General features: G+C 38.5%; 24 protein-coding genes and 1 pseudogene. 4 read left to right on the forward strand and 21 right to left on the reverse strand.

Translation table 11 applies throughout. The features are described from left to right. Nucleotides 1-2: 2 nt before the first annotated feature. From ABC371_RS23420 to ABC371_RS23495, 16 genes and pseudogenes are all read right to left on the reverse strand, one after another. Nucleotides 3-1,058: an ABC transporter ATP-binding protein gene (locus tag ABC371_RS23420; protein WP_412899015.1), complete on the reverse strand. Its 1,056-nt coding sequence runs from the start codon at nucleotides 1,056-1,058 to the stop codon at nucleotides 3-5. A gap of 14 nt (nucleotides 1,059-1,072) precedes the next feature. After that, complete coding sequence (locus ABC371_RS23425; protein WP_488192753.1) at nucleotides 1,073-2,113, reverse strand: ABC transporter substrate-binding protein; 1,041 nt, start codon at nucleotides 2,111-2,113, stop codon at nucleotides 1,073-1,075. A gap of 265 nt (nucleotides 2,114-2,378) precedes the next feature. Further along, nucleotides 2,379-3,095, reverse strand: a complete 717-nt coding sequence (locus ABC371_RS23430; RefSeq protein WP_412899017.1) for a GntR family transcriptional regulator — start codon at nucleotides 3,093-3,095, stop codon at nucleotides 2,379-2,381. Between the two features lie 217 nt (nucleotides 3,096-3,312). Then, nucleotides 3,313-4,485, reverse strand: coding sequence for an NAD(P)/FAD-dependent oxidoreductase (locus ABC371_RS23435; RefSeq protein WP_412899018.1), 1,173 nt, complete (start codon nucleotides 4,483-4,485; stop codon nucleotides 3,313-3,315). Between the two features lie 54 nt (nucleotides 4,486-4,539). Further along, a complete protein-coding gene (locus tag ABC371_RS23440) occupies nucleotides 4,540-5,754 on the reverse strand; it encodes an NAD(P)/FAD-dependent oxidoreductase (protein WP_412899019.1) in 1,215 nt (404 codons plus the stop codon). Nucleotides 5,755-5,848: 94 nt separating this feature from the next. Then, nucleotides 5,849-6,154: pseudogene (locus ABC371_RS23445) on the reverse strand ((2Fe-2S)-binding protein); the annotation flags it as partial. Further along, nucleotides 6,151-6,414: a (2Fe-2S)-binding protein gene (locus tag ABC371_RS23450; protein ID WP_309535497.1), complete on the reverse strand. Its 264-nt coding sequence runs from the start codon at nucleotides 6,412-6,414 to the stop codon at nucleotides 6,151-6,153. The gene ABC371_RS23450 and the pseudogene ABC371_RS23445, both read right to left, overlap by 4 nt. A 163-nt stretch (nucleotides 6,415-6,577) precedes the next feature. Continuing rightward, nucleotides 6,578-8,041 carry a Na+/H+ antiporter NhaC family protein gene (locus ABC371_RS23455; RefSeq protein ID WP_412899020.1) on the reverse strand — a complete coding sequence of 488 codons (1,464 nt, stop codon included), beginning with the start codon at nucleotides 8,039-8,041 and terminating at the stop codon, nucleotides 6,578-6,580. Between the two features lie 101 nt (nucleotides 8,042-8,142). Then, nucleotides 8,143-8,994 (reverse strand): D-amino-acid transaminase, encoded by an 852-nt coding sequence (gene dat / locus ABC371_RS23460; RefSeq protein WP_412899021.1) that lies wholly within the window; start codon nucleotides 8,992-8,994, stop codon nucleotides 8,143-8,145. Nucleotides 8,995-9,142: 148 nt separating this feature from the next. Next, entirely contained in the window at nucleotides 9,143-10,687 is a 1,545-nt protein-coding gene (locus ABC371_RS23465; RefSeq protein WP_412899022.1) for a Na+/H+ antiporter NhaC family protein, read from the reverse strand. 265 nt (nucleotides 10,688-10,952) lie between these two features. Next, nucleotides 10,953-11,807, reverse strand: coding sequence for a fumarylacetoacetate hydrolase family protein (locus ABC371_RS23470; RefSeq protein ID WP_412899023.1), 855 nt, complete (start codon nucleotides 11,805-11,807; stop codon nucleotides 10,953-10,955). 54 nt (nucleotides 11,808-11,861) lie between these two features. After that, nucleotides 11,862-12,674: a TrmB family transcriptional regulator gene (locus ABC371_RS23475; RefSeq protein WP_412899024.1), complete on the reverse strand. Its 813-nt coding sequence runs from the start codon at nucleotides 12,672-12,674 to the stop codon at nucleotides 11,862-11,864. Between the two features lie 283 nt (nucleotides 12,675-12,957). Further along, complete coding sequence (locus ABC371_RS23480; protein ID WP_412899025.1) at nucleotides 12,958-14,169, reverse strand: FAD-dependent monooxygenase; 1,212 nt, start codon at nucleotides 14,167-14,169, stop codon at nucleotides 12,958-12,960. Nucleotides 14,170-14,236: 67 nt separating this feature from the next. Beyond that, the gene (locus ABC371_RS23485) at nucleotides 14,237-15,349 is read right to left on the reverse strand and encodes a cupin domain-containing protein (protein WP_412899026.1); all 1,113 of its coding nucleotides are present in this window, start codon (nucleotides 15,347-15,349) and stop codon (nucleotides 14,237-14,239) included. Nucleotides 15,350-15,373: 24 nt separating this feature from the next. After that, entirely contained in the window at nucleotides 15,374-15,871 is a 498-nt protein-coding gene (locus tag ABC371_RS23490) for a DinB family protein (protein WP_412899027.1), read from the reverse strand. Nucleotides 15,872-15,875: 4 nt separating this feature from the next. Further along, nucleotides 15,876-16,820 (reverse strand): fumarylacetoacetate hydrolase family protein, encoded by a 945-nt coding sequence (locus ABC371_RS23495; RefSeq protein ID WP_412899028.1) that lies wholly within the window; start codon nucleotides 16,818-16,820, stop codon nucleotides 15,876-15,878. Nucleotides 16,821-17,066: 246 nt separating this feature from the next. On the opposite strand from ABC371_RS23495, the gene ABC371_RS23500 reads away from it, so the two are divergent. Together ABC371_RS23500 and ABC371_RS23505 are read left to right on the forward strand one after the other, a co-directional pair. Beyond that, the gene (locus tag ABC371_RS23500) at nucleotides 17,067-17,804 is read left to right on the forward strand and encodes an IclR family transcriptional regulator (protein WP_412899029.1); all 738 of its coding nucleotides are present in this window, start codon (nucleotides 17,067-17,069) and stop codon (nucleotides 17,802-17,804) included. A gap of 226 nt (nucleotides 17,805-18,030) precedes the next feature. After that, the gene (locus ABC371_RS23505) at nucleotides 18,031-19,011 is read left to right on the forward strand and encodes a diaminopimelate dehydrogenase (RefSeq protein WP_412899030.1); all 981 of its coding nucleotides are present in this window, start codon (nucleotides 18,031-18,033) and stop codon (nucleotides 19,009-19,011) included. A gap of 41 nt (nucleotides 19,012-19,052) precedes the next feature. Here the strand turns inward: ABC371_RS23505 and ABC371_RS23510 are convergent, their stop codons facing one another. After that, complete coding sequence (locus ABC371_RS23510) at nucleotides 19,053-20,777, reverse strand: sulfate adenylyltransferase (RefSeq protein WP_412899031.1); 1,725 nt, start codon at nucleotides 20,775-20,777, stop codon at nucleotides 19,053-19,055. A 231-nt stretch (nucleotides 20,778-21,008) separates the two neighbouring features. Here ABC371_RS23510 and ABC371_RS23515 point away from each other — a divergent pair, with 231 nt between their 5' ends. Next, complete coding sequence (locus ABC371_RS23515; protein ID WP_412899032.1) at nucleotides 21,009-21,689, forward strand: phosphoribosylaminoimidazolesuccinocarboxamide synthase; 681 nt, start codon at nucleotides 21,009-21,011, stop codon at nucleotides 21,687-21,689. Between the two features lie 147 nt (nucleotides 21,690-21,836). Here the strand turns inward: ABC371_RS23515 and ABC371_RS23520 are convergent, their stop codons facing one another. Continuing rightward, the gene (locus ABC371_RS23520; protein ID WP_412899432.1) at nucleotides 21,837-22,703 is read right to left on the reverse strand and encodes a YitT family protein; all 867 of its coding nucleotides are present in this window, start codon (nucleotides 22,701-22,703) and stop codon (nucleotides 21,837-21,839) included. 405 nt (nucleotides 22,704-23,108) lie between these two features. Between ABC371_RS23520 and ABC371_RS23525 the strand changes: the two genes are divergently transcribed. Beyond that, entirely contained in the window at nucleotides 23,109-24,830 is a 1,722-nt protein-coding gene (locus tag ABC371_RS23525) for a multicopper oxidase family protein (RefSeq protein ID WP_412899033.1), read from the forward strand. A gap of 145 nt (nucleotides 24,831-24,975) precedes the next feature. On the opposite strand, the gene ABC371_RS23530 is transcribed toward ABC371_RS23525, so the two are convergent. From ABC371_RS23530 to ABC371_RS23540, 3 genes are all read right to left on the reverse strand, one after another. Beyond that, the gene (locus tag ABC371_RS23530) at nucleotides 24,976-25,164 is read right to left on the reverse strand and encodes a hypothetical protein (protein WP_412899034.1); all 189 of its coding nucleotides are present in this window, start codon (nucleotides 25,162-25,164) and stop codon (nucleotides 24,976-24,978) included. A 138-nt stretch (nucleotides 25,165-25,302) separates the two neighbouring features. Continuing rightward, nucleotides 25,303-25,725, reverse strand: a complete 423-nt coding sequence (locus ABC371_RS23535) for a VOC family protein (protein WP_412899035.1) — start codon at nucleotides 25,723-25,725, stop codon at nucleotides 25,303-25,305. A gap of 56 nt (nucleotides 25,726-25,781) precedes the next feature. After that, on the reverse strand, nucleotides 25,782-26,066 hold the full coding sequence (locus tag ABC371_RS23540; protein WP_412899036.1) for a hypothetical protein: 285 nt from the start codon (nucleotides 26,064-26,066) through the stop codon (nucleotides 25,782-25,784). Between the last annotated feature and the right edge of the window lie 141 nt (nucleotides 26,067-26,207).

The raw sequence follows: 26,207 nt of genomic DNA on the forward strand, positions 1-26,207 counted from the left end.
CCTCACCTTTTGGTTGCTAATAAATCCTCTTGGTTCCATTTAATGAACACATTTTTTCCTTCTTGGACCTGATCGGGATTTAAAGTCATATTCGAAATATCAGCAATAATATGTTGGTCCTTGTTTTGTAAAATGTAGCGCGTTTTTGCCCCTAGAAACATTTTTCTTTCCACTTTTACTTCAAGGCCTTCGTTCGTCTCTGAGGAGATTTCGATTTTTTCAGGCCGAATATAAAAATCAATCACATCATCCCAAAAATCGCCAGTTAGAACCTGTTCATATCCATAAAAAGATACTACATTTTCCTTATTACTAATGGTCTTTACAACCTGGCCTTGAATATGGTTGACTTCCCCAATAAACCTGGAAACAAAGTCAGTCTGAGGATTGTTATAGATAGAGACAGGCGTATCAAGCTGTTCAATTTTTCCTTCATACATAACGGCGATCCGATCTGAAATGGCAAGTGCCTCCTCCTGGTCATGGGTAACAAAAATAGTCGTAATTCCAACCTTTTTTTGGATTTCCACTATTTCTTCACGCATTTCTTGACGCAGCTTCGCATCCAAGTTACTTAACGGTTCATCAAGCAATAACACTTTCGGTTTAATTACAAGTGCCCTCGCCAAGGAAACACGCTGCTGCTGCCCACCAGAAAGTTCCTTCGGATACCTTTTTTCATAGCCCGTAAGCCTAACCATCTCCAGTACTTCAGCTACACGAGTGTTAATCTCACTTTTACTAACCTTTCGGAGCTTTAAACCATATGCGACATTGTCAAACACAGTCATGTGGGGAAAGAGAGCATAGTTTTGAAAAACCATGCCCATTTCTCTTTTACTCGGGGGAAGCAGGTGGACAGGCTTCCCGTCCACCACGATTTTCCCTCCGTCTACTTCAAGGAACCCGGCAATCATGTTTAAGGTAGTTGTTTTTCCACAACCTGAAGGCCCTAGAAAAGAAACAAGCTCCCCCTGTTTTATTTCTAGGTTCATCTTTTTCACGACTTCTGTTTTATTAAAGGTTTTTACTACATTTTCAAGGCATAAATAGCTCATTTTTTTCACCTCTTTTAGTGGGCTACTTCAATTTCTTTATTAGCTCGCTCAGTCCACTCAGCTCTTTTTTCATTGACATATTCCCAATCTACTTTTACAAGCTTCGCAATTTGATCTTCCCCATAAATCACTTTTTTAGCTATATCCCCGTCAAGTTTCGTGTTTTTATTGACTGGCCCTGAAAATACTCCATGTGCAAATTCCACCTGTGCTTCTTCGCTTAAAGCAAAATTAACAAATTTTTGTGCAAGCTCTGCATGCGGTGCGTCTTTTACCACACTAATGGTTGAAATTAAAGCAGGCGCGCCTTCCTCAGGAATCACGAACTCGATTGGGAATCCGCTGTCTTGTAAAATGTGAACCCGGGCATCACTCCAAGAAGATGCAACAGTTTGGCCCTGTAAGAAGAAGTTAGATAAATCAGCCGTTTTATCAAAAGTCACCGCATTTTTTGCAATTTCCTTCATTTTTTCAAATCCTGGTTCAATATCATCAGTACTTCCACCGTTTGAAGTGGCAGCCATGATGAGCATATGCAGTCCAAACGTAGTGGCTATGGATGGTAAAACAATCTTATCCTTAAATTTAGGATCTGCTAGGTCATTCCATGATTTAATCGGCTCCCATCCATTTTGTTCAAAGACCTCTTTGTTGTAAGCCAAGCCCGTTGATACAATCCCAGTACCAACACCGATATTGTCCTTATCCTTGGCGATATCGTATACGTCCTTCAGGTTGGTGACAATGCTCTCATCTAATGGGGCAAGCAATCCAAAAGCTTTTGCCTGCGCCTGCGGTCCATCATCCAAAACAGCGACATCTATTTGCGGGTTATCCTTTTGTGCCTGAAGCTTTGACACGGTATCAACAGAGCTTCCCGTAATATACGTTACTTTCACTCCGTACTCCTTTTCGAACTTTGGAATCACTGTTTCTTTCAGCTTTTTTTCATAGCTTCCACCGTATGCTGCCAATACTAATGTTTTCTCGCCTTCTTCTCCTGATTTTTCAGTTGTAGAAGAATTCCCCGTCTCGTTGCCACTGCAAGCAGCCATGAAACCAAGAACAAGACAAATTAATAGGATTAAAGACAAACTTCTTTTTTTCAAAATTATTCCTCCCTTATAAAATATTTTTTTAATATGGACGAAACGAATACTACACCCTCCATTCCTCGTTCAATTATTAGGTTTTTTTATACGGAAATAATATTTGAATTTTCAGATAATGGAATTTAAAAATATAACATTATAATCTTTTAACCTATAATGTTATAACGTTATATTCTTATTATCATCTGAAAGCGCTTACCGGAATTGATTAAAAAATAACCTCTGCATAATAGGTAACTTTGTCAGGACGTATGTAAAACTTTGAGTACTCTATTACTTTTCCCTGCTTGGTGTAAGTAAACCTCTCCCACTCAAACACAGGCGTTCCTGGTTCAATTTGAAGTCTTTCTGCCATTTCACCAATAGCAATATATGGCTTAACAACCGACCGTGCCCTTCCTAATGGAATATGGTATTTATTTTTTAATATGCTGTAAATCAACTCATTATTAATATCGTTGGCTGTCAAATCAGGGCATTTATCAAAAGGCAGATATGTATATTCCATAGCCATTGGTATGTCATTTTCAATTTTCAAACGCTTGATTTTAATGAGCTTTTCATTCGTTTTTATTTCAAATTTACTTGCTACTTCGTCATCCCCATTTTCAATTAAAAAACTAATTAATTCATGTGGATGCTCCCCCTCTACACCAGTTAATGACATCAATTTATTAATATCTTTTTCATTGGTGTTTCCTGCTACAAAAGTCCCCTTTCCGCTTCTTCGGTAAAGGTATCCTTTGTTCACTAACTCAAGAACAGCACGTTTAACAGTAATTGTACTAACACCGAAGTGGTCAGCTAATTCCTGTTCAGTAGGCAGCTGATAGCCATATTCCCACTGTTTAGAAGTAATTTTTTCTTCCAATACCTCTTCTACTTGACGATATAGAGGTACATGATTATTTTTATCAATCCTCATAGCATCTCACCTAATTTATAATATTATAACTTTATACTGTAAATACTATTACAAGATTTTCAATATTATTACTATTTCCACTATTAATACATAATTTACTTTGTTTGTAACATGTTGTCAACATCATTTTTGTAAATTTACTGAATTTTTTTAAAAAAGAATAGAGTAGTAACACAACTCTATTCCTTTTTATATTTTTGGTTTCGCTAAACACATATCAAGTAACAGGTACTTTAACAAAACGGTCATAACGCAAAGGATCTACTGGAATGATTGTATCTTCTTTTTCCAAAATTAACTCCTCTATCAACTTTCCGGTGACAGTTGCTAAACTGATCCCATCCCCTTCATGTCCCGCAGCAATAAAAAATCCAGGTACTTTCTCAACAGCTGAGATAATTGGTAAATGGTCTTCTGTCCAAGGTCTAAAACCCGTATATGTTCGAATCATTTTAAAATCATTTATTTTCGGGAAAAATCGGAGTGCTCTTTTGGCCATGGTTTCCACAACATTAATATCAACACTACCATCATACCCCACAAATTGACGACTACTACCCAATAAGAAGTTTTGACTTTCTGTAGGTTCTAACACTAATGCGACTCCATGCTCCTTTGTTTGTGGGTCGACTTGGCGTTCACGACCAAATTTATTCATTAAATAGCCAAACTCCATCACATTTCGCATCATAATTGGTTGCTGCCTTGCTCCTACTAGAATATGTCCTTTTCTTGGAATAATTGGTATCTCAATATCTAGCATTTTACCGATAAAAGGAGCCCATACACCAGCAGCATTCACTACTTTTTTTGCAATAATTGTTCCGTTAGTTGTTTCGATTTTAAAATCTTCTTGTTTTGAAATAGCCGTAACTTCCGAATGTGTACGAGTTTTTAGTCCATATTGCTTTGCTTTATCAATTAAGGAATAGCAAAATAAATATGGATTAATGAGTGAATCGGTTTCGCACTCCAATCCTCCTGGAATATCATCAGCAAAAAAAGGGGATTCCTGACGTATATCAGACGAATCTAAAACATTAAACTTCAATCCCGCTTTTCGTTGCGTTTCTACCCATTTCTTCGCAGCTTCCATTTCTTCTTCATTATCACAAACGAGAATACTTCCAAGTGCACGGAATTCAAATGCTATATCAAGTTCCTTATGTAGATCGACAATTAGCTCCTGACTCACCCATGACATTTGGCTATCAAAACCCGGATCCTTATCAACGATTGTGACATTTCCATCACACCTGGAAGATGTGCCACTCACGAGATCCCCTTTTTCGATTAAGGTACAATCTATTCCAGCTTTTGAAACATAATACGCAATCGCGCAACCAACAATTCCGCCTCCGATTATGGCTACCTCTGTACGATTACTCATATCTCGGACCTCCCCCTGTAGTTATTCCCCCAAGAAAAACATCTTGGACAAAGTTCACATTACCTGATCATAGGCTTGAAAAGCTCTTTCTATTTTAGCTCGTCCCTCATTGATTCCGGGATGGAATTGAATAGCTGCGTCTCTCCTGGTCGCTTTCACCTTTTCCATTGCTTGAACCACTTTATCGCTTATATCAGCAACGTCCTTCAATTGTCGCTTAGCGATAGAAAGTCCCGCGAGTGTTCCTTGTGCACCAGCTACTTTTGCACCTTCGATTCCTGTAATGTTTCCAGCGACAAATAAACCTTCAATCGGAGTTTTCATTTGTTCATTGTGAACAGGAACATGTCCACCAAGTTCTTCAATATATTGGAATGGACAACCGATAACAGAAGCAAGTTCTGCAAGTGGATAGAGTCCACCAGCTATACAAACAAAATCAACATCAATGATTTCTTCACTGCCTTGTATGCGATCCCCATCGGGATTAAGATTGCATAGTGTTACAGATTCCACTTGGTCGGTACCGTTTATTTGTACGATTGCTTTACGTATATGAATAGGCATCCCCCACATCTCCATACCATTTCTCGGATAAAATTTCACAGCTAAATCACGTACCCAAGTGGCTTTTGCAAATATACTTCCAAAACGCAGAAAGGCAGACGGAGCAAGATGTGCTACACGGATTAATCCATCCATTACCTGCTTTGGAATCCCTGCTTGCTTCGTTACCGAATTTACAGCGGGTAATACCATGCTATGGAGCTCAATTCCTGCTAATTGAAGTTCTCGTGCGATAGCTACTGACAAAACATTAATCCCCGCGATAATCCCTTTTTTCCCTACACGAACCCGCTGTACATTTGTCATGACTTGCGCTGCACCGATTGACATGACCCCAGGTAGAGTCCACCCTGGAATTGGAGCAGGGGTTTCTGCAGCACCAGTGGCAAGTAGAAGGTTTGCTGCATTAAATCTACCTTTGTTTGTATGGACACAAAAGCCAGTACTAATTTTTTCAATATGGTGAACTGAAATGTTACATCTTATATCAGTTTCTAATTCAGTTGCCCTTTGTAACAATTTTTTTGCCTCTTCCAATCCATTCCACCATTCTCCATTGGAGTCTTGATAAAGTTGGCCAAGTAATCTGCCACCTGGTTTAGGGTACTCATCAATGATCAGGACGTGCAAATCCCATTCGCGGCAAGCGATAGCTGCTGACAAGCCTGCCGGACCCGCACCAATGACAATAGCATCATACATGTGTACTTTCCTCCTTATGACTTTTGCATTTTGTAGTGAATTCTGCATATGTACGAGGCAAATCATCTGCACTTGTTGTTTTCGAAAATGGGAGCGGCTGTATTTTTCCGCTTTCAATAATCATATCTTCCTTTAGCTCCGTCAAACAGGCACGCACACCTGACGTTTCATTGACAGTCAAACGACATTCAAAACAATGGCCAATATTACAATAAATCCCACGTGGTGCTCCACTTTGTTCATGCACACGTAAAAGACGAATACCATTCGCAAGAAGTGCCGAAGCGATTGTATCTCCTTCATATCCTTGGAGAACTTTTTGATCATATGTAAAAGTGATTGTTTTTTTGTTTTCTAAATCACCTAAAACGGGATGCTTTATGATACGGTTTTGATTCATGATTGACCTCCTAATGCTGAAAGAGATACTGGTCGGACGGGTGGTTTAATATTTAATGGAATTTCATTACCAGGCTTTTCCCCTTTTATCTCATGTAAAACGGCATCAACTGCAGTCCGGCATACGCGTCCGCCACAATACCCCATTCCCGCTCTCGTGCGCAATTTCACTTCACGTGCAGAGCATTCATACTTCATAACTGTATTATTGATATCTTCTAAAGTCACTTCTTCACATCTGCAAATAATCAGGTTATTCATTGGCTTGAAATCCTCCTTTTCCCAAGTAGTGGTATGGTTGAAAATCATCTAGGGTTTGTCATCCAAGACCATAATCCCCCATTAAAATAATCCGTAAAACAAGAATAAGCAGAAGAAAAGCAAGCGCTTTCTTCCACTCTATCATACTATGATTTAATAAAAATTAAACCCCTATATTCGTTTTATGATCTTTATTGTCTCCCGATAAAGTTAGGGATTTAATTGGTTCTCCATTTCTCCCCACATAAGTTCTTCCCCAGCCAGTTATTACAGAAAAAATCATAACAGCTAACAATGCCCAACAATATATAATCCAAATCCCTAGTTGTCCGGTCGATAGGACTGGAACTATTTCACCATATACACTGTTGGCTTCAGCCGTTAATGAGACTACTAAAAACAGCGCGGGTGACCAAGGCAAGGCAAAGCACAACGTATTTGCAAAAGCATCTAGTATATTGGCAACTCGATATTTATGGATTTTGTATTTTTCTCCAATCGGCCTTGCATACGATATTCCGATTGCAAGTATTGGCGGAGCATTAAGCCCCATCACAGAAGTCAAACCTAATGTAAGTCCAGCAATAGATGCCTCCGCCCCCCTAACAGTGGATATAAACCTTTCAGCAATGCCCATTAATGCTTTATCACCATTTCCGACTCTCATAATATTGACACATGCCATGATTAATAAAGCAAAAATACAGATATCAACCATCCCGCCGATTCCATTTACAAACACACCTTGGGCAGCCCCATCCTCGATATATATTAAATTGGAAAAACTATTTAAATTAAATAGTTGGGCAATAATAATTCCCACAACTGTTCCAATCGTAGTTGCACTAATTAAATGCGCACCTTTAACTGCAAAGATGATGGTTATGATTGCTGGAATAAGCATCACTAACCCAGTTGGGTTCATATGTTGACTTAATTGATCGTAGGGGAGTGCTTCCTGTGCTGAACCACCACCACCAAAAATAGCAAGTAGAATGATTGTGATAATACTTGCAGGGATTACATAACGAATCCTCGATTTTACTACACCACCAACATCTGCACCTTGACTTGCTGCAGACGAAATGGTTGTATCTGAAATAGGTGCAATATTATCACCAAATGCAGCGCCGCCAACAATGGCTCCTGCTAATACAATCGGATCGGCGCCTAATAGTATACCTGCCGGATATAAAACGGATATCCCTGCGATAATGGTTCCAAATGATGTTCCTGTTGCAGTCGCAAAAAGTGCACTGGCTACAAAGGCAATAATGACAAATAATGTACCAGTAGCGCCTACATGATAGGCAGCCCAAAGAATTCCGTCTACTAATCCTGAGTCTTTTAATACTTGGGCAAATACTCCAGCAAAAATCCAACAAACGACTGGTATAACCGCTATTTTATCAGCCATACCTTCAATCACTGCCTGAGCATATTTTTCTTTATCTTTGCTTAAAAAGTAGGTAACCATAATTCCAATTAAGGCTGCAGCCCACATGCCTCTTAGGTCTGGTGCCTTAAGGACAGAAATTAGGATCGCTATTATTATAAATAGACCAAAAGGTATTAAGGAGACCAACCGACCGCCATAAAATTGCACATTTGAAATTTCATTATTCATTATTTTGCTCCCCCGATTTTTTATATACATGTATCAAGTCTGTCTCTTCAAGATGTGTCCATACTCATAATTTAATTTGTAAATAAACAGTGATATCTTCTTTATAGAGAAGCAATCCCGCTTTTATGTGTAAGTTGGTATAATTCATCTTGGATTTTTTTTGTGATTTCACCTACTTCAATTGCTGTTTCATCGACTTTCTGGATGGGTAAAATGCCTAAAAAGGTTACAGATAAAAATGCCTCATCTGCATGTAATATAAAATCCTTAGTAAAAGGCTCTTCAACCACTTCAATATCATTTTTTTCACAGATTTCTAACACTGTTTGTCTAGTGATACCGTTTAAAATAAAGTTATCTGCTGGATGAGTGTACAGTTTATTCCCTTTTCTCACAAAAACATTGGATGAACTACCTTCTGTTATCGTTTCACCTCTATGCAATATAGCTTCAAAACAATCGTTTTTAATGGCTGTTTCTTTTGCTAACACATTAGGTAACAAATTTAAACTCTTTATGTTGCATCTAAGCCATCTAGTATCTTCTACAAGCATTGTTTTTACACCATTTGTATAGAAGTCTTCTGGTAATCTAGTTGTTTGTGTCGTAAACGCTATTAGTTTAGGTGATACCTCTATTTGCGGAAAGTGATGTGTTCTTGGAGCTACGCCTCGGCTTATTTGCAAATAAATAAAGCCAGTAAATAGCTGATTCTTTTCAATAAGTTCCATTAACTTTTTATTTAATTCCTCTAATTCGTATGGAATATTTAGTTCAATCTGATCAGCACTGTACTGAAGTCTCGCTAAATGTTTCTCCAATTTAAAGGGTGTTCCATTATAGACCCCAATCACTTCATAAACACCGTCTCCAAATACATAAGCTCTGTCTAAGAAGTCAATTTTCACATTTTCCCTTAGAACAATCTGGTCATTATCAAGAACATAACTCATCTTATAACAACTCCTTCAATCAAATTTATTCACCACTTTAAGACAATTCGCCTATTATTAATCTAGCTATTATAAATACGAAGAATATTAAAACTATTTATTTTACACATTTACTATTCACTCTGAAGGTATAAACACTTTGTAAAATTTAAGCATCTAATTCATAGGTGCTGATAGTAGAAAATTTATTTTTAAGAATAAATACAACCAAAACAAGTAATAGTATTGTAGATAAAAGACCAATGATCACACTGTTAGTGAAGCCAAGAATCAGGTAACCAAAAATAGATACAATTCCACAAATTAATGCATAAGGCAATTGCGACATGATGTGATCAATAGCGTGTACACCGCTTCCAATAGAAGAGAGAATAGATGTGTCTGATAACGGAGAACTATGTTCACCAAATATACAACCTGCAAGAACAGCGCCGAATACTGGTATAACAAATGTAGGGTCTATGATGGCAATGATCTCAGCACCGATAGGTAACATTAATATTAAGGTACCAAATGTACTTCCCGTCGAAAATGACATAATAGCTGCTAATACAAAGAAAATAACGGAAAACCATGAAATCGATGTTGAGTCACTAAATAATTTTGCTAAATATGTGCCAACACCTAATTCTCCAATAATTTCAGCTGTTATAAGTGCCAGAAATAATATGAGTACACTTGGTAAAGTAGTTTTCAGACCTGAAAAGATTGCTGTTGTAATATCTTTTGCCTCTGTCTTCTTAAAAAATAATTTTATTAAGGAAACAAGACAAGCTAGTAAACTTCCGTACACCAAGCCAGTCGTAACATCCATGTTTGTTAAAATCCCACTACCTGTGATTGGCCCATCAATATTCGAGATACCGATCCAAAGGGCAACCGCGATCGTTGCAACAACAAGAGATATCACAGGGAGCATTAAATCAATAACCTTTCCATCTTTTCTAGCCGGTAGTTTATTGTCACTTTGTCCTGGTACGACTCCTCTTGAAGTATCAAATAAAACGCCTTCTTCGACTGCACGCTTTTCATCACGGCGCATCTGTCCAAGATTAATTCCAAAATAAGCGACCATAAATGCCATTAGAAGACATGTAATTGCATAATAATTGGACGGTATTGTGAGAATAAAAGCTTCAAAAGCTCCATAGCTAGTTATCCCATTGTCGGATAATAACCCACCCATAATAGCGGCAACTGCAGCTGCCATGCCTGATAACGGTATTATTAGAATGATAGGTGCAGAAGTTGAGTGAACTAAATACGATAATTTTGAGCGTGAAATTCGATAATTATCAGTGATGGGTCTTACAACGTTTCCACGAAGCAAACAACTACAAGCATCATCGAAGAATATGACAAAGCCTAATAAAAGAGTAACCATTTTCGCCTGAAATTTTGTTTTGACCTTATTAATGGCCCATTCTGAAAAGGCTAATATCCCACCTGAAAGATAGATAAGTGAAGTCATCATTCCGATTAATAAAACAAAGATAAGTATTTTGCTATCTCCTAGAAGTACACCCTTCATAATCTCTAAAATAGTAACAACACTTGCAAAAACATTCCACTGTTCAATGAGTATTGCGCCTAAAACGATACCTGTTCCCAACGATAAGAAAATTCTACGGGTGAAAATAATTAAAGCGATTGTGATAACCGATGGTAGCAGAGAAATGATAGTTCCTTCCATAAATTAACCTCCGTTTCTGTACTTAAAAAATTCACAGACTCTACTTTATCCACAATCTAACATCTAGGAGCAAATATATTCTGGCATCCCCCCTCACTCAAAAACGATCACATTCTATTGAACATACAGACTAAAAATAATATACATTTTTACAGACTTTACATTTAAAAAGAATGTGCGGACACCCTCACCTATGTCAAGCCTATCCACACATTCTAGTTGTTTTCCATCTTTGATGAAGAGAAACTCTCTCGGTTGCTGTTAATTATTCAAGCACATTCGTAAGAGATCCTATTTTTTCGATTGAAATTGTGATTTCATCCCCTGATTTTAACCAGATTTGTTCTTCTTCAGGATAACCAACAATAACCCCAGATGGAGTACCAGTGTAAATGAGGTCACCAGGCTTTAGTGTCATGTATTGTGAAGCATAACTTACGATCTCAGCGCAATTAAAAACCATGTCCCTAGTATTCTCTGATTGGCGGGTAACGCCGTTTACTTTACATTCAACCTTCAAATTTTGCACATCCTCGATTTCATCGGCTGTAACAACGTAAGGACCTACAGGGGCGTACTTATCACCTGATTTTCCTAATAACCACTGACTCGTACGAAATTGAAAACCACGTTCGCTAAAATCATTTCCAACACTGAAGCCAAACACATAATCTAGTGCATCTTCCTCACTTACATTTTTCGCTGATTTACCTATCACAATTACTAGTTCCGCTTCATAATCGAATTTCTCCCCATTTTTCGGGAGCTCAATGATTTCTTGGTGTGCAGCAAGTGCATTATTAAATTTACTAAACAGCACAGGAGAAGTAGGAATTGGCAAATTCGCCTCTGCTGCATGTTTTGCATAATTCAAACCTACGCAAATAATCTTCTCAGGACTTGTAACAACTGGAGCATAAGTAAGAGTGGATTCATCCACGTAGGAAACAGACGCATTTTGTATAGCATCTTGAAGCTCTGTTAAACCTTCAGTTCCTTGAGAAATAACTTCTTCCATCGTAATAAGGCTGTCAAATACAGTGGTAGTATCAATGATTCCTTCTTCCGTTTTAATTCCTAAGCGAATTTCTCCATCTTGTTTAAAATTTAATAGTTTCATATTCTTTCTCCTTATCTGTAAAATTTTATAGCTTTCCAGCTACAAGGATCTTGTTTAAATATCATTAATATGCTTGTCGAAATCTTTCCCATATCGTTTCTCTAATTCTTCCTTAAATTCAAAGGTCATTCGATTCACTAGAATGTCGTGTCGAATATAGTTACTAGTGGTCATCACAGTGGATGGATGGCTTGAAATTACAGCATGGGCACCGACTCCTTCATTTAACGTTTTGAATATAATGGATTTTTCATTGTCAATAACTATACAAAGTTCGCCTGTATGACGGCGTAACGCATTATTAATTTGATAGTGGGTAAAATTTTTCCATGGTACCTTCAAATCTTCTTGATCGAATGTGAGAGTAACAATTTCAACATCTCGGTTAAACGCAGCTAATAAAGGCTCCATCAGAATTTTTAATTCTTTCATCCAACCATTCAAAAGAATTTGGGTTTTGGAACTTTCTATTGCAGAATGGATCGCATCTATGGATGCTGAGTAACCATGTATCGTAAAAAGCTCTGTCCAATTCGTATCACTTGTGGTGGAGATTTCTTCAAGAGCTTTTTCAAGAAAGTTCACATTTTCTAAGAACGCTTTCCTTTTTTGGTCAAGTAAATCTTGATAAGAGATTGGTATGTATCCGATTTTGTTTCCTTTGTTCCCCCCTGAAACACTACTAACAATTTCACGTTCCTGCATTTTTCTAAGTGTCTCATACACCTTTGGAGCTGGCACACCTGACAATGTAGCAATGATATTGCCGTTTGATGGATGAGAACGCAAAAGAGCGATATAAACTTTTGCCTCGTATTCCGTAAATCCAAGTTCTTTTAAACTATTTGAAATTTCATTAATTTTCAATCAATTCATCTCCTTGAATAGATTTTACTACCTTTGTAGTAAAAGTGTCAATAAGTAATATTATTACTTTTAAAATGTTGGAAAAACCACTGTATTTTTTTAGCCTATTCCAACTTGATCTTTTCGCCTTTTAGCAAAAATAACGACACTCCCCATGTCAGGAATTAGTCGCTATCTTGACTTTCTCCATTAACCAAGATGAAAAGTAAAAAATCCTCACACACTGTGAGGATCTTTGCTTTACTATTCGTTTTGGGACGACGTACCTGTCCCCTTGTCCCTGTTAATTAACCTCTTCAAGAACCTTCTTGTACCCATGGTATTGATCAATGTACTTATAATCCTTGTCTGTACGATTTTCTAGAATCTTGTTGCGGAGCAATGTTGTGATAGGGTTCGTGGTATGGATAATTTCTCCCCAGTTTCTCGCACTTGTTTGTACATAGGTAGTGCGCGGTAAACGTTCTTTTTGATATTCTAAAAACGCTTGATGATAATTATCACCGTGTTTTCTGACCATATCAGCTAAGTATCCTGCATCCTCTAATGCTTGACAAGCCCCTTGCGCTAGGTATTGAAGCATTGGATGGGCTGCATCCCCCATCAGGGTAATGTTGCCTTGTGTCCAGTTTTCAATTGGATTACGGTCATACATTGGCCATCTTCTTTGTCTTGAGATGTACGAAATCGCTGTCTTCACTCGGTCACATGTATCTTTGAATACCTCGTCCATTTCTTCTGGAGTACCCCACTGGTCTGTATGTTCAATTTCTTTTCGATACTGGTTACTTTTAAATACAACGACCTGGTTGTATAGTTCTCCGCGTCTTACCGGATATTGGACAACGTGCATGTTTGGTCCAATAAACATATACACATCTTCTGGGTCTCCTACATTTGCACTTGCTACTTCTTCCATCGGAATCGCTCCACGATAGGCTACATATTCAGAGCAAATCGGTTCATCCACGACAAATAATTTACGTGTCTTCGACCAAATCCCATCTGCACCAATTACGGCTGAACCTGTAAAGGATTCTCCAGCAGCCGTAAATACTTCTACAGAGTTACCATTATCAGCTGCCGTTTTGATTTCTTGATTTGTAAGAAGTTCTACATTAGGATGTGCAACACATGCATCAAGGAGAGCCTTTTGAAGGTCCGTCCGATGCAAGACAATATAAGGTGCACCATATCTTTCACGATAGACTTGATCGATGTCAAGTGCAGATAACTCTTCACCTGTAAACGCATCCATTAATACTAAACGTTTTGGAAAAACAGCATACTCACTGATTCTATCCATTACACCTAGTTTTTGTAGTACATTCGTTGCATTTGCAGCAAGCTGAATTCCAGCCCCTACTTCCCCAAATTCTGGAGCTTGTTCTAACACTTTCACATATTTATCGGCTTGAGCAAGTCCAAGTGCTGTTGCCAACCCGCCTATTCCTCCACCAACGACGATAATTGGATTTTGTTTGCTGTTTGTCATATTTGTCCTCTCCTCACTAGTGAAATAAGTAGGGAAACAACAAAGCTGTTTCCCCTTTATAACATCCTTATCTAAAATCCGGTTTGAATTCTCCTGTAACTGTTTGATGTCCATTGTTTTTCTCATATTGTTCTTCTCTTTCTAATTCAAAGCGATCCATAATTGGAAGATCATTAACTGAGAAGAGGTAAGAATCCTCAGCAGAAACATGTTCATACCATGCCCAGTTTGGAACAACGAAATAGTCGCCTGCCTTCCAATCAAAGCGGACGCCATTAATAATCGTATAGCCAGAACCTTTATAAGCATGATAAATGGTCGAATGCGTATGACGAAGTGATTTTGTGTTGAATCCTTTTGGAAGGAACTGCATTCGTGTACCCATCGTTGGATTGGCTGACTTTCCAGTGGTTGGGTTAATATAGTCGACAGCAAAGCCATGGTTTGGATTTGGATCAAATTCCATTAACCCTTTTATCGCATCAACGGTACGACTCCATTTATAGTTTGCAAGTGGTGCAACATCATATTTTTCATCGCCAACAGGACGTACCATTCCGCCTCTATATCGTTTCTCTGAGAAGTTATCCGGAACATTCGGTTGTTGTAAACCATCTGCATATGGCTCAAAGAATGTACCACCAAGATTGTAAATCGTCGGAATATCTAACGCATCCATCCAGATCATACGTTTACTACCAAGATGGCCGTGTCCATGCCAAAGATTTTTTGGCGTGATGAGGAAGTCCCCTTCTTCCATAAAAATTCGTTCCCCTTGAACAATCGTATAAGCGCCCTCCCCTTCTGTAATAAAACGAAGCGCACTTTGTGTATGGCGATGTGACGGTGCTTGTTCCCCAGGTAATAAAAGCTGAACGGCCGCATATAAGGTTTGAGTCGTTGAAACATGTCCCCAAGGCTGACGGTAGGTTAACCCAGGGTTTTGAAAATAAATAGCTCGTCGTTCCCCACCACGTTCTGGAGTAAAGATTTCAGCAGCTTCCATTAGCTTCTTTTCTAGCAATTCTCCTGTCCATAAGTAAGCTTGTGCATGAGGTTCTGGAGTTTTATTCATTACTTCCGGAATTGCTTCCCATAATGGGCCAAGATTGTACTGCTGTATATCCTTCGTAAAATCCTTTACATCTTGATCCTTCAGATAACTTGCTTTTTCAGCCATGTTTAACCTCTCCTCTATTCATTTTTATTTTGAACTTTTACTACTTAACTTGGAAAGATTACGATTAATTTGACCTTCATGTTTGTTCACATGCTGGTCAATCAAATGTTCAATAATAAATGACAATGGTTTCGTTCCGAAGTTTGGATTTACGCTTGTTGCTTCTGCCGAGAGCTGTTCTTCTGTTAAATGTTCGATTCCGGCCTGAACTGTTTGTTTAACCTTTTCAAGCTCCTTCACCATTTCGTCTACAGAAATGGCCTCAACTGTTTCAGGCTTTACCGCTTCTAAACGCCCCTCATGGAGATGGTTTCTACCCCATTTTTTTCCTGGTGTTTCGACAAGCAGTTCAATTTCTTCGATCCAATAAGGTAAGGCTTCAACAATATGGGCCATGATCTGCATAATCGACCATTCATCTTTTGTTGGGTGCCAACGAATGGTTTCTTCTGATAAACCTTTCACTGTTTCTATGATTCTATCAATCGATTCATTCACAGAAGTGATATTTTTTTTCGTCATGTTCCTATTCCTCCCTCGTTTTCCTAACAGTGTTTTCTAACACGCCGACTTGCTCAATTTCGACGCGGACAACATCGCCGTCCTTCAACCAAACTTGAGGTTCCATTGCTTGAACGACACCACCAGGAGTTCCAGTAATCACAAGATCACCCGGCTCTAATGTTACTAATTGTGATAAAAAGGAAACTAACCGTTTTACAGTAAAAACTTGGTTTGCTGTGTTTGTTCGTTGTCGCTCTTCACCATTAACGGTTAAAACCATTTCCAAACGTTGAGGATCTTTGATTTCATCTGCCGTCACTAACCATGGACCAAGTGGTAAACTTCCATCTACTGTTTTACCTTGAAGCCATTGTAGGGTGCGTCGTTGAATATCGCGATATGTCACATCATTTGCAACGGTATACCCTGCTACATAATCGAGAGCATCCTCTTCCGAAACATTTTTCGCACGTTTTCCAATCACAAATGCGAATTCCGCTTCATAATCCAGCTGTTCTGAAACCGGCTGGAATGGAATATCATCTTGTGGGCCAATAATGGTATTTGCAAACTTTGCAAACAACACTGGGTGTGTTGGAATTTGACGACCCATCTCTAAAATATGTTCACGATAGTTATGCCCAACCGCAAAGATTTTCCCAGGTCTATTCAATGGTGCTTCGATTTTAACGTCTTCCTTATTAAAAATGAGTTGATGTCTATATGTAGTTGGATTCTCTAATGCATAATTAACGGCTTTCTTTGCAATTTCAATGCTTTCTTTACCGCCTTGTAAAAACGCTTCCATTTCTGCCGGAACAAACGCCTCTGCAATTTCCTTAAAGCGATACTTTCCTTCACTTTGTAATTGTGCTTGATAGGCATAATTTAGATCGATGACTTTATTGTCATCTGTCAGTGCTCCAATTCTTGTAAAACCGCTTGCCGTAAAAGTGATTAGTTTCATTGTATTCTCCCTTTTCGTTGATATTTTCGGTGTAGATCTTTTTCGTGAATAAACATTTCCACACTATTTATATTGAAAAATGAGCATCATGTTTTACAGTAAAACCACCTACTTCAAAAATATATTTTCCACTATTGTGATAATCGGTTATACTATATATAATAATTATATGTCAGAATTTTTCATAAAGTCAATGTCTAAATTATTTAAATTACCTAATTTAACAGATAATTAAAGGAGATCAATATGGAAACAACAAAGAAAAGTAGAGACACCATTCAATCCTTAAGCATTGGAATTTCAATCTTAGATGCAATAGCGAAAGCGAAGAGGCCGTTGAAGATTACCGAAATCCAAGAGGAGACAAACATAACAAAAAGCAATTTATATAAATACATCAATACCCTTGTCCAAGATGATTTAATTTTTCGCGACCAAAATAGCGGATTGTACCACTTAGGTTCAAAATTAATCCAGTACGGAATGACGGCGATGGGCAATCAAGATGTCCTTGCGATCATTTCGCCTTATTTACAATCGATTAGTGACCATACAAACAATACGGCACTATTTTCGGTACCAACCTTTAATGGACCTGTAATAGCAAAAATCACCCGCTCCAATCAAATCTTAAATATCGGTGCAGAGATTGGAACCTTACTACCACCCTATTCTGCGGCCGGAAAGATTTTCAACCTTTTTGCCGAACAGCATAAAACAAAGAAATGGAAAGAAAATTACCAATCGACCATCATGGAAGATCTAGATGAAGCCCAAACCATTCGGGAGGAAAAAATCGCTTTTGCAAAGGAGCCTTTGATCTCTGAAGTGTCTTCCGTTGCTCTACCGATTCTGAACTATCTCAATGAGCTAATTGGAATTATTACACTTGTTGGTTTTTCATCTGACATTCCAGATACAATTGAAGATCCACAGAGTAAATTCCTACAAAAAATGCAAAAAGAAATATCAAAGAATTTTTAAAAAGTATTTAGTCAGGGCTTAATGAATAGTCGAGATAGAAACATAATGATCTTGTTTACCGATGAAAAAACTTTTTCGAAGCACGAAGAAAATATTTGGCATATGGAGCAGTTTCTATTATTATAAGTATTATCAAAAAAATCTTAAAAAGAGCGACCCGAAAAATTGGGAACTTTAGGTTTGACCGTATTTTTTTGAGAGTAATTGAAGTAAAGGAGAAATGTATATGAGCAACAAAATTAGACTAGGTATCGTAGGTTACGGTAATCTTGGAAAAGGCGCAATTAAAGCTATTAAACAATCTCCTGACATGGAATTAGTTGCTGTTTTTACTAGAAGAGCCCCAGAAAGCCTAAAGCTTGAGGATGCAAATGTAAAAGCTGAACATATTTCAAATGCAAGTGATTATCAAGGTAAAATTGATGTCATGCTCCTTTGTGGTGGTTCTGCTACGGATCTACCTGAACAAACTCCACAATTTGCTAGCATGTTCAATACTGTAGATAGTTTTGATACACACGCAAAGATTCCTGAATTTTACCAATCTGTAAATGAAGCTGCAAAAAATACAACAGCTATTATCTCAGTAGGTTGGGATCCAGGTCTATTCTCAATCAACCGTGTGATGGCGGATGCCATTTTACCAAATGGTGAAAACTATACATTCTGGGGCAAAGGTCTAAGCCAAGGGCACTCTGATGCAATTAGACGTGTCGAAGGTGTTAAAAACGGTGTCCAATATACAATTCCTTCTGAGGATGCAATGGAAAAAGTTCGCAGTGGTTCAAATCCAGAACTAACAACTGCTGAAAAACACCGTCGTGTTTGCTATGTGGTTGCAGAAGAAGGTGCTGACAAAGCTGCTATTGAAAATGAAATTAAAACAATGCCAAACTACTTCGCGGATTATGAGACAGAAGTGAACTTTATTTCTGAAGACGAATTAAATCGTGACCACTCTAAATCTCCACATGGTGGGTTTGTGATTCGCGGTGGAGAAACAAGTGAAGGCACTAAACAAATTTACGAGTTCTCTTTAAAACTAGATAGTAATCCTGAGTTTACTTCGGCTGTATTGGTTGCATATGCAAGAGCTGCTTACCGCCTTAGCCAAGAAAAACAATTTGGTGCAAAAACAGTATTTGATGTAGCGCCAAGCTATATCTCTCCTAAGTTACCAGAGGAATTACGTAAAGATTACTTATAAGTAAGCAAAAATCACTCACAAATTGTGAGTGATTTTTTATATTACTCGTCACTGCCTCTGTATCGCTTGTATGGCAGTGGGTTCCATATCCGGTATTTTAGATCGTCTGAACGTAGTGGTGCGGGAATATCATCAAAGATTTTCTTAGCCACTTCTAGTTCACGCTCCGCTTCCGACTTATCCTGGTACATGAATTCGTCTGAAGCTTGATCCAGTGCTTTATCCACCTTTTCTTCTAAATAATCAACCACCATCTCTTGTTGTCGATGAATGGATTCCCTCGCAGATGCCACCCAATCAGGCTGTGCGGTACGAAGGGTGTCTGATACATAACTAAACTCTTTGAAAATATCTTTATAAATCTTATCCGCATTTTCACGGGCATCCAAGATAGCATTCTCTAAATCTTCAATCGTAAGCTCCTCAACCTCAAGAGGAGTTCTACGTTTTGGACCACCGATTCCTGACCTCGTTAAATAATATGGGAAAATACTTTTTATCGTTTTCCCGACTGGTGAGATTGCCATTTGATTCTCATCTACACCCTTTGGCTGCACGCCCTGCATCGCAATTCGAGCTGATTCTGGTCTCACAATTTCCTTTGGTGGTAACACACCATACCGCAACAGCTCGCGAATGCCTGTCCCCGAAATATTAATCCGATACTGCTCATCATGTGGACATGTTTGTTCGGTTGCTTGCGCACTACAACGTGTACAATAAAACACTTCGTGAAACAGACGAATATCAATTCCTAATTCTGCTGGTGTAAATTCGTCAAAAATTGTATGGCTCGCATATTTGTCATAATAATCACCAATACCGGCGTGGTCTCGTCCAATTAGGGCATGTGTACATCCGTAGTTTTTCATAATCAATGCATGAAGGACAGCCTCACGTGGTCCCGCAAAAATATAGGTAACACGTAATGGTGCTAGAATTGTCCTTTCCTTTGGATAATATGTATCTAGCACACTGCGGTAGGACAATACCCGGAACTCATGTCGTGTATATTCACGCTTTGCCATTTCTACAAGTGGCTGAACAAATAAACCTTCTAACTCTTCTAATGCATTTCGATGAATATACTCGTGTCCGCGGTGTAAAGGATTGGCCCCTGTAATAAATCCTCCAACCGACTTAAACTTCTTCGTCTCATAAAATAGCTTCCAAGTATCCTTAGGCTCCATTCGAATCTCTTCAAATGGCCCCCAGTGGGCTCGACGGAGCAATGTGATTGGTCCAGCCAAGGCTGTATCACCCATTCGACGATAGATTGAATCTACACCTGGGTGGTTACGGTCAGTTGTGCCGAACACATGGTTTGCACGGAATTCACGATCATAGTGAAAAATATCCGTCAATTTAAGTATGGCAACAGGCACTCTTGTTTCATCAGCGAGAGCAACCTCATCCCCTACTGATAATGTCTTAATAATCTGCGCGTTCCGGTCACCAGTTGGTGCGAAGCTGAGTGGCACCGGCCATACGACCCCACTTTTCAAGCGGCCTTTTGTCAAAACAGACTTATAATCTTCCTCATCCATAAAGCCTTCGTTAGGAGACAATACCCCAGTTGCAATCATTTCAAGTGTTATGACAGCCTCCAAATCCACCATAATCATCGGTAACTGCTTGGCCCTTTCCATCGCTTCCTCTTGCTCTTTCCCCGCAAGAACACGATTCACCAATTTGCCACCATGTGGTTGCTGTGGATAACCTGCAAATGTTTTTTCATCCAATACATCTGTAAATTGATTCATCATATCACCCTCCCCTTACCACATATATTCTATCGATATCCTTTATATCCTTCTTAAACTTAATATCTTTTTCGAAAATTCAGGTAATTATACATTAATCAACAGAAATAGACAAAGGATGTATCGACAAACATATTTTTTTGTGTAAGCGTTACACTTTGGAATTAACTCTTGTTCAATAATAATTTTAAATTTATGATTATTATGTAATTGAATTCGCATAGGAGGATTGACATGGAGTTAAAGTACACAGGTAAAACAAAAGATGTCTATGAGTTACCGAACGGAAATTACTTACTACAATTTAAAGACGATGTCACAGGCGTTGATGGGGTTTTTGATCCAGGTGCAAATACAGTTGGTTTAACCATTGAAGGTGCAGGTCGTGCTGGATTAAAACTAACAAAATACTTTTTTGAACGCTTAAATGAAAAAGGGATTCCAACTCACTATATTGACGCTGATATCGAACAAGCAACTATGACAGTCAAACCGGCTGAAGTATTCGGTAAAGGGCTTGAAGTCATTTGTAGATACCGTGCTGTCGGTAGCTTTCTACGCCGATATGGCTTATACGCTGAAGAAGGACAAGCCTTGGATGCTTTTGTGGAAGTAACCTTAAAAGATGACGGTCGTGGAGATCCTCCAATCAGTGAAGACGCTTTGGACATGCTGGGCATCTTGTCTAAAGAAGAATATCAAGTATTAAAAAGCCTTACCCAACAAATTGCAGGGATCGTCAAGGACGAGCTTGCGAAGAAGGGTATTGAGCTATATGATATCAAATTCGAATTTGGACGTACGGGCGAAAACAGACAAATCGTTCTCATCGATGAAATCTCTGGCGGAAACATGCGAGCCTACAAAGACGGCCAATACGTCGAACCACTCGAATTAGAAAAGATGTTTTTATAAATGGGACAGAGGGACAGGTCCCTCGTCCCAAATGGGGCTACACTACATTTTTCATACAATAAAAAGAGTTAGTCCTCGTTTGTAAAAGCATCGGGGGACTAACCCTTATTACATAGTAGATCTAATAAGATAAAGAAAGAATTGTTGTTAATGTATATCTCTTTTCTTAAAACTACCTCCCTTAACTTCCGAAACGTCATATACAACAACAAAGGCCTGTTTGTCTATTTCATAAATAATTTCTTTCATTTTACTGTCCTCTAAACGGTTAATAATACAAGTAATTTCTTTGAATTGCTCATTTGAATAACCGCCTTCAACTATATTGTAGGTTGCACTTCGACCTAAACGATCACGTATTGTTTCTACCATTAATTCGGGTTGACTTGTGATAACTTTATAGGTTTTAGAACCACTTAAACCTTCCTCCACAGTATGAATCACCTTAGACGCTATAAAATAAGCAATTCCTGATAAGAAAGCCCCTTGTAATCCAAAAACGGTTGAAACTACAATAAAAACAAATAAGTTTAAGAATAAAATCAGGTCACTTGTTCCAAAAGGTAATTTCCGGGATAGTAATACGGCTAACATATCAATGCCATCTAATGCACCACCATTACGTAATGCGACTCCCATACCGAAACCGATAATAATACCACCAACAACAGTTACCAACAGTGTATCTCCTTGTATAATGGTTGGAATGTGGTGCATAATGCTTGTCCCATAAGCTAATGAAGCAATGCCGATAACAGAATAAATTGCAAAACTTTTCCCTATTTGTTTATATCCTAAAAATATGAAAGGGATATTTAGCACAGCAATCAAGATTCCTAGAGGTATTCCCATAAGTTTTGAACCCACAATACTTAGACCAGTCACACCGCCATCTGAGACGTTGTTTGGAATTAAGATTGCCTCCAGTCCATATGCTGTTATAAATGCCCCGATTATAACGGCTATTGCGCGTAATACCTTTTTAAGCCTATTCTTTCTTCTTTGCTTGGCCATTGTACCCATTTTGAGTCCTCTTTCCCAACTAATCTCTTTTTTTCTATTAACGTACATTATTTCCATCTCATCTATATCATATCCAATACAAAACTCCGATCCAACATCATGACACTGTGTCACATCACAACAAAACATTATATGACACCGTGTCATTTGTCAACAAAAATATGACAACGTGTCATAGTAAAGAAAAGTAAGCAGTATATTTATATACCAAGCATTTTTGACCATAAAAAAAGGGTGTCATCCCCAATACTGTAATGTTTACGTACCATGGGCATGCACCCGAGTACAACATTTTAATTCCACTCCTGCCTTCCTTCAGGTGTCCATGCTTTTCCTAATCACATTCATATACTAGGTATGAAAGTTTATTTTATTTTTTCAAAGGAGCAGATTTATATGTCTTTAAGGAAGTTTGTAGATGCATTACCTATTCCATCTATTTTAAAACCAAAAGATAAATCTGATGACATCCCTTTCTATGAAGTAACCATGAAACAAGTTAAACAAAAGTTACATCGTGATTTGCCAGCAACTACTGTCTGGGGTTACAACGGTTTGTATCCGGGACCTACATTCGAAGCAAGAAGAAATGAACCTATTTTAGTTAAGTGGAAAAATGAGTTACCCTATGAACACCTGCTGCCTGTTGATCGAACTCTTCATGGTTCAGATCCGGATACCCCATCTGTTAGGACGGTTGTACACTTGCATGGAGGTCGGGTTCGACCGGAAAATGATGGGTATCCTGAAGCGTGGTTTACACGAGATTTTAAAAATACAGGTCTGAAATTCGTGAAAGAAGTCTACCATTATCCAAACTGTCAACGGGCTACAACGCTTTGGTATCATGATCACGCCCTTGGAATCACTCGTTTGAACGTTTATGCAGGGCTCGCTGGCTTTTATATCCTTCGAGATGAAGAAGAGGAAGAATTGCACCTGCCTAGTGGAAAATTTGAAATTCCATTGGTCATTCAGGATCGCTCGTTTAATCTTGATCCAAACAGCGAACAGTTTGGTGAGCTGTTCTATCCATCCCAGCCTGGCCAGGAACCGCCTCCTGCACCACAGCCGCCTCTTTTACCAATAGACACGACAATACCAAATCCATCTGTTGTCCCTGAATTCTTTGGTAATACCATCCTAGTCAATGGAAAAGTGTGGCCTTTCCTTGAAGTTGAGCCACGAAAATACCGGTTCCGCATCCTTAATGGTTCCAATGCTCGTTTTTACGGCATTAACTTTAGTTCCTCAAATCTAAAGTTCACTTTAATTGGCACGGATGGCGGACTATTGGAAAAGAAGATAGAAAACGTGTCCCATATCACCCTTGCACCAGCTGAACGTGTGGATGTTATTGTTGATTTTTCAAGACATAGTGGCCAACGTATTATCTTAACAAATGATGCACCATCACCGTTCCCTAATGGCACTCTACCATCTCCAGACCTTACGCAGATTATGGAGTTTCGCGTCAAACAAAAACTATCCAAACCTGACAAAAGTAAAGTTCCAAAAAAGCTAAGCTGCTTTGAGAGACTTGATCAAACTAAAGCTGTTACGGTACGAAAAACTACTTTAGTGGAAACAACGGATGAATTTGGACGGCTAAAACTTTTATTAGGATCGGTGAATCCAGCATATCCAGACCGCGCCAATGGAATGAATTGGGATCAACCTCCAATAACAGAAACCCCATATAATGGGACTATAGAAGTTTGGGAGCTTTACAATACTACACTGGACACTCATCCGATTCACTTGCACCTTGTTACTTTCCAAATATTGAGTTGTCATAGTTTTTCCGGTAATCCAGAAAATCCGACCATTGACCCGACGCCACTACCACTGGATCCAAGTGAAACGGGATGGAAGGATACCGTTCGCGCCAATCCTGGTGAGGTTACCCGTATCATTGCACGTTTTGGGCCATTTACAGGAATTTACCCATGGCACTGCCACATCCTTGAACACGAAGATCACGAGATGATGAGACCATACGAAAATCTCGATAATCTGAATTTTAACCCATGCATTCCCATTCAAGGCGAGTGTCCAGATGAGTCGTTTACTCAATGTTGTGAAGATAAACACGATGATGATTCATGTTCAGATTAGAATCATCACATCCACCCCAAAAATCTAAGAGAATATAAAAGACTAGCTTTATATCAAAAAAGCTAGTCTATTTCTTATCGATAACGAAATCCGTCACTTTATACGGTGGGGCTTTACCATGCATCAGAATTAAAAGTTAGCCATGCTAGTTCGAAAACATCATTAAAAGAGGACCAAATAATGTTGGAACAAGCAAAACTAAAACTAAACCTGTAAACATGTAGGTAACGTATTTTTTCCGATCTACACCTGCTCTTAGTTCCCACAAGCCGATTGTAATGAAATATAAACCTATCATTAGTACTATTGCGGGTAACATAATAAAAATATTCATCTAGTTTTCCCCTCTCAATACGCAATCCTTTTTAACATAATATTCCATATATTCAATTGAATTTCCTGCTTCATTCACATAAAAAAACGACTGCCTTGTCAGCAATCGCACTCGTTGAAGAACGTCATATTTTCAACTTTACTCGCTAAATTCCCATTCTGGATTCCAAACTACTTCCCACAAATGTCCGTCTGGGTCTTGGAAGTATCCAGAATACCCTCCCCAAAAGGTCTCGTGTGCTGGAACTGTAATAGTTGCACCAGCCTTCCTTGCCTGTTCCATTACAGTATCGACCTCTGCTTTACTCCCCACATTATGACCAATCGTGAATTCAGTTGGACTTATTGGAGTCTGTTCTATACCTGTGTCATGAGCGATATCCTTCCGATTCCAAATGGCGAGTTTCAATCCTGATTGCAAATCGAAAAATGCAACAGCACCGTGCTCAAATTCCTGACCAACTATTCCTGTTGTTGGTAGCCCAAGTCCGTCCCTGTAGAATGTCAAAGACCTTTCCAAATCATCTACACCCAATGTGATAACTGAAATTCGTGGTTTCATCTCATATCTCCTAACTATTTTATTCGTTCAATTTATTAAATAGGGTTATCAATTCATTAAACCAAAAACCAAATACCTACACACATCACCATAAATGCAGCTCCGAAAATGAACAACGTTATTCTTAAGGCTAAAATATGATGACTCCCAAAAGTTATTTTATATAGTTTATGAAGCCCCATTAAAATCCAACCAATTATTAGAAAAAAGCCTGTTGTATCTGAACTTTCATTTGTTTCCTCATAAAACCCTTCTGCTTTCTTAGAAAATGAAAAGTAGAAAGCCATAATACTTAATACTCCCGTGATTACCGTTACGCCTAATACAGTCATAATGTCCATACTCAATCCCCCGCTGTAAAATGAATATACTTTTCATTTTTTCTGAAATGGTAACCTAGCATAATTTATATACGATAGACACTATAAAATGTTTCATCTATTTAATTATGATTTAACCTTTTGCGTTCGTTGTTAACTCTT

The sequence above is a fragment of the Bacillus jepli genome, assembly GCF_047238305.1.
Lineage (GTDB): Bacteria > Bacillota > Bacilli > Bacillales > Bacillaceae_L > Ferdinandcohnia.